This is a genomic window from Pyxidicoccus sp. MSG2 (assembly GCF_026626705.1).
Taxonomy (GTDB): Bacteria; Myxococcota; Myxococcia; order Myxococcales; family Myxococcaceae; genus Myxococcus.
Genome location: NZ_JAPNKC010000001.1, coordinates 9,272,931 through 9,287,068 on the forward strand (window position 1 = coordinate 9,272,931; position 14,138 = coordinate 9,287,068).

A 14,138-nucleotide genomic window follows, 5' to 3' on the forward strand; every position below is an offset into this window, starting at 1 on the left:
TCAGTCGCTTCCGGACTCCAGTGCACGCATGAGCCCGTTGAGCGTCTCCGCCAGGGTGGCGACGTTGGGCGGCTGCATCAGGGTGACGTGGTCACCCGGCACCTGGCTCACCTTGAGTCCACCCGAGACCCAGGCCGACCAGCCCCCCGCCGCGGCAGGGGAGGACGCAGGGGTCACCGAAGCCAGGAGGAGCTCGGCCGGGCCCCTGTAGATGTCTCCGGGCACGTAGCCGTCATGCGCCGCGGTGAGCCGTTCGTGGACGGCGAAGAGGCGGCCGGCCTGGGTCAGGTCCAGGGTCCCGGCGGCGGGCAGTTCCCGCATCACCCGCGCCATCAGCTCCACGCCTTCCAGGCCATCCAGCTGCTCCTGCTCCATCGGCGGGAGGTCCTGCATCGGCAGTCCCACCATCCGGGCGAAGTCGACCACCCGCACCAGCGGTGGCTGCACCGGGCGGGCCTGTCCGGAGGGCGCGACGCAGTCGATGAGGGCCAGCAGTCCCACCTGCTCGCCCAGGGCCTCGAGCTGCCGCGCCATCTCGTACGCCACCACTCCGCCCAGGGACCAGCCCGCCAGCTGGTAGGGGCCCTGGGGCTGCACCTCGCGCACCTGCTCCACGTAGATGCGGGCCAGGGCCTCCATGGAGGCGGGAGGCAGCTCTCCGCCGTTCAGGCCGGAGGCGAAGATGCCGTGGATGGGCCGCTCGTCCCCGAGGTGACGGGCGAGCTCGGCATGGCTGATCAGGGCCCCTCCGCCGCCATGGAGGAGGAACAGGGGCCGGCGCTGGGAGGTGCCTGCGTCGAGCCGCATCAGGTTGGGCGTGCGCTGGTGTGCGTCCGGGGGCGGCTTGGCCACGGTGGCGAGCCGCTCGACGGTGGAGCCCTGAAAGAGCGCTGTCAGGGGCAGCGCCAGGCCGGTGCGCTCACGGATGAGAGCGATGAGGCGCACGGCGAGCAGGGAGTGGCCACCGAGGGCGAAGAAGTCGTCCTCGACGCCCACGCGCTCCAGGTTCAGCACCTCGGCGAACACCTGCGCGAGCTGCTCCTCCAGCGGGGTGCGCGGGGCGATGTACCTCGCGCGAGCCGCCGAGACATCCGGAGCGGGCAGGGCCTTGCGGTCCACCTTGCCGTGGGACGTCAGGGGCAGCGCGGGCAACCTGGCGATGGCCGAGGGCACCATGTACTCCGGCAGCTGCTGCTTGAGGGCGCCACGCAGCGCGGCGGCGTCCAGCGCGCCGTCCTCCTCGGGGACCACGTACGCCACCAGCCGCTTGTCGCCGGGTGAGTCCTCGCGCACCACCGCCACGGCCTCGCGCACCGAGGGCTGCCGCATCAGGGCCGCTTCGACTTCACCCAACTCAATCCGGAAGCCGCGCAGCTTTACCTGGGCGTCGCGGCGGCCCAGGTACTCCAGCGAGCCGTCCGCCAGCCAGCGGGCCCGGTCTCCGGTGCGGTAGAGGCGTGCACCGGCTTCGGCGCTGAAGGCGTCGGGCACGAAGCGCTCGGCGGTGAGGCCCGGCAGGCCGACGTAGCCGCGGGCCAGGCCCACGCCGCCGACGCACAGCTCTCCGGGCACGCCCACCGGCACGGGCCGCAGCGAGTCGTCCAGCACGTACGCGCGCACGTTGGCCCAGGGCCGGCCAATGGTGAGCCGCTGGCCGGGCACGAGGGGCTCGGAGATGGTGGCGCACACGGTGACTTCCGTGGGGCCGTAGGCGTTGAGCAGCCGCACGCGGCCGCCCCAGCGCTCCACCAGCTCGGGGGTGCAGGCCTCACCGGCGGAGATGAGGGTCTCCAGCGCGGGGAAGTCCTCCGGCTCCATCTGCGCGAGCACGGAGGGCGTCAGGGTGACGGCGGAGATGGACTCCTCGCGCAGCAGTGCGCGCAGCGGGGCGCCGGGCATCAGCCGCTCGCGGGGCGCCAGTACCAGCGTGGCTCCGGCCAGCAGCGCGCCGAAGATTTCGGCCACCGAGGCGTCGAAGCCGAAGGCCGCGTACTGGAGCACGTGGCTGCCGGGCCGGTAGCCATGGACGCGCCCGGCCTGCAGCGCGGTGTTGCACAGGCCGCGGTGCCGCAGCAGGGTGCCCTTGGGGCGGCCCGTGCTGCCCGAGGTGTAGATGATGTAGGCCAGGTGTTCGGCCGTCACGCCCGTGTCCGGCGCGGTGGTGGGCTGCTCGCCGATGAGCGCCGCCTGCGCGTCCAGCAGGACGCTCCGCTCGCATTCGAGGGGGAGGCTGGCGGCGAGCGGCGCGGTGGTGACGAGCACCGGAGCGGCGCAGTCGCGCAGCGTGTACGTCAGGCGCTCCACGGGGTAGCTGGAGTCCAGGGGGACGTAGGCGCCACCGGCCTTGAGGATGGCGAGGAGCGCGATGACCGTCTCCAGCGAGCGCTCCACGCACAGGGCCACGGGCACCTCGGCGCGAACGCCCAGCGAGCGCAGGTGGTGCGCGAGCTGGTTGGCGCGGGCGTCGAGCTGGGCGTACGTGAGCTGCTGGCCCTCGAAGCGCAGGGCGGTGGCGTGCGGGGTGCGTTCGGCCCAGGCCTCGAAGAGGTGGTGGGCGCAGGCGTCGTGGGGGAAGGCGGAGCCGGTCTGGTTCCACCGCACCAGCACCTCGTGGCGCTCCTCGTCGGACAGCAGGGACGCGGAGGCCAGGGGCGCCTCGGGGCTGGCCACGAGGGCCTGCACCAGCGTGCGGAAGTGCTCCGCCATGCGCGTGACGGTGCCGGCCTCGAACAGGGCCTTGTTGTAGCCCAGCGCTCCGTGGAAGCCGTCAGGCGACTCGGCCAGGCTCAGCTCCAGCTCGAACTTGATGGTGCTGATGTCCACCTCCACCGGGCGTATCGCCAGGCCGGGTTGCTGCGGGGCGGAGGTGACGGCGGAAGCATTCTGCAGGGCGAAGAGGACCTGGAAGAGCGGGCCGCGGCTCAGGTCGCGCTCGGGCCGCAGCTCCTCCACGAGCCGCTCGAAGGGAATCTCCTGGTGGGCGTAGGCACCCAGGGCTGTCTCCTTCACCTGCTGGAGCAACTGGCGGAAGGAGCCGGTGCCGTCCACGTGGGAGCGCAGCACCAGGGTGTTGACGAAGAAGCCGATGAGGCCTTCCGTCTCCCCGCGCTGGCGGCCGGCAATGGGCGAGCCGACGGAGATGTCCTGCTGGCCGCAGTAGCGCGACAGCAGGACCTGCCACGCGGCCAGCAGCACCATGAAGGGCGTGACGGCTTCACGCTGGCACAAGGCCTTGAGTGCCTGGGCCACGGCCCGCGTCAGGTGGACCGGGACGGACGCGCCTCGGATGGTCTGCACCGGCGGGCGCGGCTTGTCGATGGGCAGCTGCAGCGGGACGTTGCCCGCGAGCTTCTGGCGCCACCAGGCCAGTTGTTCCTCGAGCACGGCGCCTTGCAGCCACTGGCGCTGCCAGGCCGCGTAGTCGGCGTACTGGAGGGGCAGCTCGGGCAGGGGCGAGGGCTGGCCCTGGCTGAAGGCGGTGTAGAGCGCGGCGACCTCGCGCACCAGCACTCCCATGGACCAGCCGTCCGAGATGATGTGGTGCATGTTGAGCCCCAGCACGTGCTCGGTCGGGGCGAGCCTCAGCAGCACGGCGCGCAGCAGCGGGCCGGCAGCGAGGTCGAAGTGATGCGCGCCCTCGAGGCCGAACAGGCGGCGGGCCTCCTGGGGCGCGGACTCGCCCTGGCCGCTCAGGTCCACGACGTCCAGCGGCAGCCCGGCCGCGGGCGCGATGCGCTGGACGGGCTGGCCCTGCTGCTCGTGGAAGGTGGTGCGCAGCGACTCGTGCCGGCGCACCAGCTCGGTGAGGCTGTGTCGGAGGGCTTCGACATCCAGCGCCCCCTCCAGCCGCACGGCGATGGGCATGTTGTAGATGGGGCTGCCGGGGTCCATCTGGTCGAGGAACCACAGCCGCTGCTGCGCGAAGGACAGCGGCAGCGGCCCCGTGCGCGGCACCGGCACCAGCGGGGGCGGCTCGGGCCGCTCCACCAGCCCGCGCTTGAACAGCGCCCGGTGGACCTCGTGGGCTCGCTGGTGCAGCTCGCGCCAGGTGAGCGTCTGGCCGTCATGCTCCGCGGCCACTGCGTCGGGCGTCAGGCGCGCCTGCGCCTGGACGAGCCGGTGCAGGCTGGCGTCCGCGGCCGTGCCTGCGTCCGGCGCCTTCCAGTCGTGGAACAGCAGGTGCCGCTCGTCTTCGGTGAGGAAGGACACGCGGGAGAGCGGCTGGTCCGGATTCGCCAGCGCCGACTCCAGTAGCGCTCGCAGGTGCCCCACCATCCGCGCCGCCGTCGCGGTATTGAACAGGTCGGTGCTGTACTCGAGCTGCCCCCTGAGTCCATCGCCCCGGTCGGTGAGGGCCAGGGTGAGGTCGAACTTCGCGGTGCGGTGCTCGGACATGAGGGGACTCAGCTTCAGCCCCGCGCCCATCACCTCCGGCATGGGTGCGTTCTGGAACGCGAGCATCACCTGGAAGAGCGGGGTGCGTCCGGCCTCGCGCTCGGGGCGCAGCGCTTCGACGAGCTTCTCGAAGGGCACGTCCTGGTGGGCATAGGCGCCGAGCGTCATGTCCCGCACGCGGCCGAGCAGCACGCGGAAGCTGGGGTCTCCATCCAGCTTCGTGCGCAGCACCAGCGTGTTGACGAAGAAGCCGATGAGGCCCTCGAGCTCCGCGTGCGTGCGGCCGGCGATGGGCATGCCGACGGTGACGTCGTCCTGGCCGGAGTAGCGGGCCAGCAGCGCCTGGAAGGTGGCGAGCACCACCATCGACGGCGTGGCCCCCTCCTGGCGGCACAGTGCTCCGAGCGCCTCCGACAGCTCGCGCGGGAAGTGGAACGGGTGCCCGGCGCCGCGCGTCGACTGCGTCGCGGGACGCGGCTTGTCGGTGGGCAGGGCGAGGGCGCGGGGCGCGCCTTGGAGTTGCTGCCTCCACCAGCCGAGCTGCGCCTCCAGAGCTTCATCGCGCAGCCAGTCGCGCTGCCACATGGCGAAGTCGGCGTACTGCACCGGCAGCGGCTCCAGGCGCGCGGGCCGGCCCTCGGAGTGGGCCGTGTAGAGCGTGGCCAGCTCCTGGACGAACACACCCATGGACCAGCCGTCCGCGATGACGTGGTGCAGGGTGAGAAGCAGCACGTGCTGCTCCGCGGACAGGCGCACCAGGAGCATGCGCCACAGCGGGCCCGTCTCCAGGTTGAAGGGCTGTCCGGCTTCGTATTCGAGGGCGCGCTGGAGCGAGGTTTCGCGCTCGTTCTCGGGCAAGGCCCCCAGGTCCACCCAACCCGCGGGCAACACGGCCCCATCGTCGATGACCTGCACGGGCTGGTGCTCGTGCTCGTGGAAGGTGGTGCGCAGGGACTCGTGGCGCTGGAGCAACTCACGCAGGCTGGTGGCGAGCGCGGGCACGTCGAGCGCACCCTCCAGGCGCACGGCGAAGGGGAGGTTGTAGGCGGCGCTCTCGGGGTCGAGCTTCGCGAAGAACCACAGGCGCTGCTGCGCGAAGGAGAGCGGCAGGGGGCCACCGTCCTTGCGAGGACGGAGCAGGGGCTGGGAGGTGGAGGTCCGCGTGCCCGCCTGCGCCTCGATGCGTTCCGCCAGGGCCGCGATGGTGGGGGCGGCGAAGAAGTCGCGGAACGAGAGCTCCACGCCGAAGTGCTGGCGGATGCGTGAGAGCACCTGAGTGGCCGTCAGTGAGTGGCCACCCAGCTCGAAGAAGTCATCCTCCGCGCCGACCGTGTCGAGATGGAGAACGCGGGCCCAGAGCGCCGCCAATTCGCGCTCGCAGTCAGTGCGAGGCGCGCGGGTGGGGACGCGGTCCTGGAACGCCGAAGGGGCGGGGAGCGCCTTGCGGTCCACCTTGCCGTTGGTGGTGAGGGGCAGCGCGTCCAGGCGTCCCAGGGCGGAGGGCACCATGTACTCGGGGAGCCGCTCCTTGAGGGCCGCGCGCAGACCGCCCATGTCCAGCGACGGGGGCGCGACGACGTAGCCGACGAGGCGCTTGTCGCCGGGGGAGTCCTCGCGCACTACCACGACGGCCTCGCGCACGTCGGGGAAGGCGAGCAGGGCCGCTTCCACTTCGGCCAACTCGATGCGGTAGCCGCGCACCTTCACCTGGGCGTCGGCGCGGCCGAGGAACTCCAGCACGCCGTCCTGCCGCCAACGGGCCAAATCTCCGGTGCGGTAGAGGCGTGAGCCGGGGACGGAGGAGAAGGGGTTGGGGACGAAGCGCTCGGCGGTGAGGGAGGGCTGGCCCACGTAGCCGCGGGCGAGGCCGTCGCCGCCGATGAACAGCTCCCCAATGGCGCCCGGGGCCACGGGGTGGCCGGAGGCGTCGAGCACGTACACCTGGGTGTTGCCGATGGGCCGGCCGATGGGGACGGAGGAGCCCACGTGGGCGACGTCCGTCATGCGGTGGCAGGAGGTGAAGAGGGTGCCCTCGGTGGGGCCGTAGCAGGCCGTCACCGGAATGAACATTCCTTCCAGCACCCGGCGGACGTGGGGGGCACTCACCACGTCGCCACCGGTGAGCAACTGCTTCACGTTGCGCAGGGCGGAGAGGTTGCTGTCCACCACCTGGGTGAAGAGTCCTGCGGTGAGGTGCAGGGTGGTGACGGCGTGCTTCGTCAGCACCTGCTCCAACTCGAAGACGTCCGAGGGGGAGTGGGGCGGGAAGACGGCCAGCCGTGCGCCGTGCAGGAGCGGGCCCCAGAGCTCCAGGGTGGAGGCGTCGAAGGAGATGGGGGCGAGCAGGAGGAAGGTCTCGTCCGGCCCGAGGTGCGCGTAGTCGTTGCCGAAGACGGTGCGCAGCACGGCGGACTGGAGTGTGCCGACGCCCTTGGGCCTGCCGGTGGAGCCGGAGGTGAAGTCGATGTACGCGAGGCTGTCGGGCAGGGCGGTGGAAGGCGGCGCGTGCGTGGGGAGGCCGGACAGCGCCACGTCCTCCAGCACCACCGTTGCGAGGCCCTGGGCGGGCAGCTTCGGGAGCAGCGCGCGGGTGGTGACGAGCACGCTCGGGGCCGAGTCCTCCAGCATGGCCGCGAGACGCTCGCGTGGGTACGACGAGTCCAGCGGCACGTAGGCGCCGCCAGCCTTGAGGATGGCGACCAGCGCCACCACCAGCTCCAGCGAGCGGTCCACGGCGAGGGCCACGCGCGAGTCGGTGGAAACGCCCAGGCCGCGAAGGTGCCAGGCGAGCTGGTTGGCGCGCGCGTCGAGCTGGCGGTACGTGAGACGAGAGTCTCCGAACTCGACGGCGACCTTGTCGGGGAAGCGGGCCACCACCTGCGCGAAGACCTCGGGCAGGGTGGTTCCACGGGGGTACTCGGTGGCGGTGTCGTTCCACTCCACCAGCACCCGCTGGCGCTCCTCGGCGGAGAGCACGGCCTGCGTTTCGGGAAGGGGGCGCGCCTTCTCCCGTGCGGCGACTTCCTCCAGGGGGAGGATGGGCAGTGACAGCGCGAGGGCCTCACGCTGCCGGGATGCCGCGGGCGTGCTGCCTCCCGCGACGGCGACGTCAATCCGGCGCGCCACGCCTTCGAGGGTGGGGGCCACGAACAGCTCGCGCAGGGGCAGCTCCACGCCGAAGGCGGCGCGGATGCGACTGATGGCCTGGGTGGCCAGCAGCGAGTGGCCGCCCAGGTCGAAGAAGTTGTCGCTGGCGCCCACGCGCTCGACGTTGAGCAGCTGGCTCCACAGCTCCGCGACGCGCTCCTCGGTGGGCGTGCGGGGTGCGACGTGGTCCCTCGCGTCGCTCGTGAAATCCGGGGCCGGCAGCGCCTTGCGGTCCACCTTGCCGTTGGGCGTGAGGGGCATCGCGGGTAGCAGCATCACCACCGCGGGGACCATGTACTCGGGCAGGGTCTCCTTCAGGGCGGCGCGCAGCGCGGCGCTGTCCGTCTGGATGTCCTCGTGCGCCACGACGTACCCCACGAGGCGCTTGCCGCCCGGGCCGTCCTCGCGCGCCAGCACCACCACCTCGCGCACCGAGGGCAGCTTCGCCAGTGCGGACTCCACCTCGCCCAGCTCGATGCGGAAGCCGCGTACCTTCACCTGCGCGTCCGCGCGGCCCAGGTAGTCCAGCGTGCCGTCCTCGCGCCAGCGCACCACGTCGCCCGTGCGGTACAGGCGCGCGCCGGGCACTCCGGAGAACGGGTCCGGAACGAAACGCTCCGCGGTGAGGGCCGGCCGGCCCGCGTAGCCGCGCGCGATGCCCACGCCTCCCACGTACAGCTCGCCCTTCACGCCCACGGGCACCGGCTCTGCACGCGCGTCCAGCACGTACGTGAGCATGTTGCCCATGGGGCGGCCGATGGAGGGCGCGCTCCCGTCCGGCTTGCAGATGGCCAGCGTGGCCACCACCGTCGTCTCCGTGGGGCCGTAGCCGTTGTGGAACGTGCGGCCCGGCGCCCAGCGGCCCACCACCTCGGCGGAGACGGCCTCACCGCCGGAGATGACGGTGCGCAGGGCGGGGTAGTCATCGGCGGGCGTGGCCGCCAGCGTGGCCGGGGTGACGCTGATGACGGTGAGGGCCTCGTCGCGCATCAGCTTCTGCAGCGGCGCGCCCGGCATCAGCTTCTCCATGGGCGCCAGCACCAGCGCGCCTCCAGCGCACAGCGTGGTGAAGATTTCCTCCACCGACAGGTCGAAGGAGAGGCTGGCGAACTGCAACACGCGGCTGCCTGGGCCAATCTTGTAGACGCCCTTCTCCTGGGTGACGAGGTTGGTGACGCCGCGATGCTCGATGGCGGTGCCCTTGGGCGTGCCGGTGCTGCCGGAGGTGTAGAGCAGGTAGGCCAGATGGTCCGGGGCGACACCCGTCACCGGGGCTTCGGTGCTCTCGCGCGACAGCGCCTCGCGCCCGGTGTCCAGGCAGAGAGCGCGTGTGTGGAAGGACTCGGGGAAGCGCTCCACCAGCGGCGCCTGTGTCACCAGCATCACCGCGCCGCTGTCCTCCAGCATGAAGGCCAGGCGCTCTCGGGGCAGCAGCGGATCCAACGGCACCCACGCGCCGCCTGCCTTGAGGATGCCGAACAGGCCCACGACGATGTCCAGCGAGCGCTCGAGGCTGAGCGCCACGCGCACCTCGGGCCCGACGCCCTGGCGGCGCAGGGCGTGAGCGAGCTGGTTGGCCTTCGCGTCGAGCTGCGCGTAGGTGAGCTGTTGCCCCTCGAAGGACGCGGCGAGCGCGTCGGGCGCGCGGCGCACCTGGTCCTCGAAGAGCGAGTGCACGCACACGTCCGGGAAGGGCGCGGGGTTGGCGCTCCAGTCCCCGAGGATGCGCTGGCGCTCGTCTCCGGTCAGCAGCGAGAGCGCTGACAGGCGGCGCTCGGGGTCCGCCACCAGGGCCTCCACCAGCACGAGCAGGTGCCGGGCCATGCGCTCCGCGGTGGACGCGTCGAACAGGTCGACGGCGTACTCCAGCCCGCCCTGGAAGCCGTCCGCGGTGCGCGACATGATCAGCGTCAGGTCGAACTTGGCGACGCGGCTCTGGGTGGCCATGGAGCGGAACGTCAGCCCCGGCATCGACAGCTCCGACGGGGGCAGGTTCTGAAAAATGAACATCACCTGGAACAGCTGCACCTGGCGCAGGTCGCGCATGGGCTGCAGTTGCTCGAAGGGAATGTGCTGGTGGGCGAAGGCGCCCAGGGCGGTATCCCGGACGCGGGCGAGCAGCTCTCGCCCCGTGGGGTCTCCATCCAGACGGGTGCGCAGGACGAGGGTGTTGAGGAAGAAGCCGACCAGCCCCTCCATCTCGGCGCGGTTGCGTCCAGCCACCGGCGAGCCGACGCAGAGGTCGTCCTGGCCGGAGTAGCGCGACAGCATCAGCTGGAAGGAGGCCAGCAGGAACATGAAGGGCGTGAGGCCCTCGCGCAGGCAGAGTGCTTCCACGGCCTCGGAGAGCTCCTTGCTGAGCACCAGGGGGACATGGGCCGCCCGGGGCATGGTGCGGTGCGTACGGGGCCTGTCCGTGGGCAGCTCCAGCTCCTGCGGCGCTCCGCCCAGCTGACGGCGCCACCAGGCCAGCTGCTCCTCCATCTCGGCGCCCTGCAACCATTGGCGCTGCCAGGCGGCGAAGTCCGCATACTGGAACGGCAGCGGAGCCAGGGGAGAGGGCTCGCCGGCCGCGAAGGCGGCATAGAGCCGCGCCACCTCGCGCACCATGACGCCCATGGACCAGCCGTCGGCGACGCTGTGGTGGACGTTGAGGAGCAGCACGTGCTCCTGCGCGTCGAGCACCAGCAGTGCGGTACGCAGCAGCGGGCCGGTGCCCAGGTCGAAGGGGCGCAGGGCCTCTTCCTCGGACAGCCGCAGCGCCTCGGCCTGACGCCGCGCGGGAGGCAGCGAGCGCAGGTCGGTGACCTCCATGCTCAGGGCGGTGGGCGGGTGGATGACCTGGACGGAGCCGGAGGGCTCGTCGCGGAAGGTGGTGCGCAGGGCTTCGTGCCGGTGCACCAGCGCTTCGAGGGCGCGGCGCAAGGCCTCCGCGTCCAGCACACCCGTCAGGCGCTGGGCGAAGGGGATGTTGTAGGCGGGGCTGCCGGGAGCGAGCTGGTCGAGGAACCACAGCCGCTGCTGGGCGAAGGACAGGGGCAGCGCTTGCGTGCGGGGCACGGGGACGATTGCGGGGACCGGGCTCCCATCGCTGGACTCGAGGGCGGAGTCGATGCGCGCGGCGAGCTCCTCGATGGAGGGGGCTTCGAAGAGAACGCGAAGGGGCAGCTCCGTGCCGAAGGTGGAGCGCACGCGGGAGATGAGCTGGGTGGCCAGCAGGGAGTGGCCTCCCAGCTCGAAGAAGCTGTCGTGGACACCCACGCGCTGCACGCGCAGCACCTGGGCGAAGAGGCCGGACAGGAGCTCCTCGGTCGGAGTGCGCGGGGCGACGTAGGTGTCGGACGAGGAGGAGGCCACCGACTCCGGAGCGGGCAGGGCCTTGCGGTCGATCTTGGCGTTGGCGCTGAGAGGGAAGGAGTCCAGACGCACCAGGGCGGAGGGCACCATGTACTCGGGCAGTCGCTGCTTGAGGAACGAGCGCAGCTCGGCCGTGTCGAGCGAATCCGACGCGACGAGGTAGCCCACCAGTCGCTTGTCTCCGGGCACGTCCTCGCGCGTCACCACCACTGCCTCGCGCACGTCGGGATGGCCGCGCAGCACGGTTTCCACTTCGGCCAGCTCGATGCGGAAGCCGCGCACCTTGACCTGCGCGTCCGTCCGGCCGACGAAGTCCAGCACGCCGGTGTCCAGCCAGCGGACCAGGTCTCCGGTGCGGTAGAGGCGGGCGCCGGGCTCGCCGGAGAAGGCGTCAGGGACGAAGCGCTCGGCGGTGAGGGCCGGCTGTCCCACGTAGCCACGGGCCACTCCGTCGCCGCCGATGAACAGCTCCCCGGTGATGCCCACGGGCACCGGCTGCCCGTACGCGTCCAGCACGTACAGCCGCGTGCTGCCGATGCCCCGGCCGATGGGCACGGTGGGGCCCACCTGCTCCGCCCGGGTCAGCGGGTGGTACGTGGCGAACACGGTGGTCTCGGTGGGGCCGTAGAAGGCCGTCACGCGGACGCGCAGATCCTCCAGTGCGCGGCGCACATGAGACGGGGAGATCACGTCTCCGCCGGTCATGACGTGCTTCACGGTGCTCAGCCCCTCGGGCTGGGCATCCACCAACTGCGTGAAGAGGCCGATGGTGGCCCACAGCGTGGTGATGCCATGGCGCTGGATGGCGTGGCCCAGCTCCTCCAGCGACGGCGCGTGCGGAGGCATGACGACGAGGCGTGCCCCATGCAGCAGCGCGCCCCAGATTTCGAAGGTGGAAGCGTCGAAGGAGATGGGCGCGAGGTGGAGCAGCGTCTCGTCCGGCCCGAAGGACGCGTAGTCCACTCCCATCAGGGTGCGCAGCACGCCCTGGTGCGTGCTTCCGACACCCTTGGGGCGGCCGGTGGAGCCGGAGGTGAAGTCGATGTACGCGAGGCTGCCAGGGTGGGCTTCCACCGGGGGCGCGAAGGCCGGCTGGCCCTCCAGGGACACCTCTCCCATGAGGACCGTGGACAGGCCTTCGGCGGGCAGCTTCTCCAGCAGCGCACGCGTGGTGATGAGCACGGTGGGCCGGGCGTCCTCCACCATGGCGGCCAGGCGCTCGCGCGGGTAGCTCGGGTCGAGCGGCACGTAGGCGCCGCCAGCCTTGAGGATGGCGACCAGCGAGACGATGAGCTCCAGCGAGCGGTCGACAGCGAGCGCTACACGCGAGTCGGCGGACACGCCCAGACCACGCAGGTGCCACGCAAGCGGGTTGGCACGCGCGTCCAACTCCGCATAGGTGAGCTTCGCGTCTCCGAACTCCACTGCGGTCTTGTCCGGGAAGCGGGCCACCACGTGCGAGAAGACCTCGGGCAGGGTGGAGCCGCGGGGATACTCGGAGGCGGTGAAGCTCCAGTCCACGAGCAACTGCTGGCGCTCGGCGTCGTCGAGGAGCGGCAGCGTGGACAGGCGCGCTTCGGGACTGGCCACCACGCCTTGCAGCAGCACGCGCAGGTGGGTGACGAGGCGGCGCACGGTGTCTTCGCGGAACAGCGCGGTGCTGTAGCTGACCGCGCCCGTCAGCCCCTGGGCCGCGTGGGTGAAGGTGAAGGTGAGGTCGAACTTGGCGCCCATGTTCTCCGTCTCCACGGGGAGCACGGACAGCTCCTCCGGGGGCGTGGAGGCGGACTGGGGCGCATTCTGCAGGCCGAGCATGGCCTGGAAGAGCGGGGTGCGGCTCAGGTCTCGCTGGGGCTGCAGCTCCTCGACCAGCTTCTCGAAGGGGACGTCCTGGTGGGCGTAGGCACCCAGGGTGGCTTCGCGCACGCGAGCCAGCAGTTGGGCGAAGGAGGGGTTGTCGTGCAGGCGCGAGCGCAGCGCCAGGGTGTTGACGAAGAAGCCGATGAGGCCTTCGAGCTGGGCGAAGCGGCGGCCGGCGATGGGAGAGCCGACGACGATGTCGTCCTGGCCGCTGTAACGCGAGAGCAGTGCCTGCGTGGAGGCCAGCAGGACCATGAAGAGGGTGGCGCCGTGCTGGTGGGCAAGAGACTGGAGGGACTGGCTCAGCTCCACCGGCAGGTCGAAGTGGAGGGATGCCCCGGCGAAGGACTGCACGGGCGGGCGTGGGAAATCGGTGGGCAGCTCCAGCGCGTGCGGCGCGCCCTCCAGGTGCTGGCGCCACCAGGACAGCTGCTGGTCGAGGCTGTCGCCGTGCAGCCAGGAGCGCTGCCAGACGGCGTAGTGGGCGTACTGCACGGGCAGCTCGGGCAGGGGCGAGGGCTGGCCCGCGGCGAAGGCCCGGTAGAGGACGCTCAGCTCGCGCACGAGCACGCCCATGGACCAGCCATCGGAGACGACGTGGTGCATGTTCAGCAACAGCAGGTGCTCACGCGAGTCCAGGCGCAGTAGCAGGGCGCGCAGCAGCGGGCCGGAGGCGAGGTGGAAGGGACGCAGCGCCTCTTCGGAGGCGAGGCGGCGGGCCTCGGCCTCCCGGTCCTGATGAGAGGACAGGTCCACTGCAGAGAGGTGGAAGGGCGAGTGAGGGGAGATGAGCTGGAAGGCGTCTCCGGCCTCCTGGTGGAAGGTGGTGCGCAGCGACTCGTGGCGGCGGACCAACTCGGAGAAGGCGTGCTCCAGGGCGGAGGCGTCCAGCGGGCCTTGCAGGCGCAGGAGGCGGGGCACGTTGTAGGTCGTCCCGCCGGGCTGGAGCTGGTCGAGGAACCACAGGCGCTGCTGGGCGAAGGACAGTGGGACTCGGGGGCCCACGGGCGTCGCGCTCAGCTCGGGCAGGCCGGTGTCGCGCGAGGCCTGCTCCACACGCCTGGCGAGGCCCGCGAGGGTGGGGGCCTCGAAGAGGGCGCGCAGCGGCAGCTCCACGCCGAAGGTGGCGCGGACGCGAGAGACGACCTGGGTGGCCAGCAACGAGTGGCCACCGAGGGCGAAGAAGTCGTCCGCCACGCTGACCTGTGGCACGCGCAGCAGCGCGGCCCAGATGGAGGCGAGGATTTCCTCGGTGGGTGTGCGAGGGGCGACGTACTCGGCGGCGGAGGACGTGGCCTCCGGTGCGGGCAGGGCCTTGCGGTCCACCTTGCCGTTGGCCGTCAGCGGGAAGGACTCCAGCAGGACGAACGCCGAGGGCA

1 protein-coding gene (only partly in view) is annotated in these 14,138 nt (G+C 71.7%); it reads right to left on the reverse strand.

The window, feature by feature from the left end; all coding sequences use genetic code 11:
• On the reverse strand, window positions 1-14,138 hold the 3' end of the coding sequence (locus OV427_RS36405) for a non-ribosomal peptide synthase/polyketide synthase (RefSeq protein ID WP_267860826.1). The gene runs 18,706 nt beyond the window's last position; the window shows 14,138 of its 32,844 coding nt (coding positions 18,707-32,844); its start codon lies off the right edge, out of view — the gene reads right to left on this strand; the stop codon is at window positions 1-3.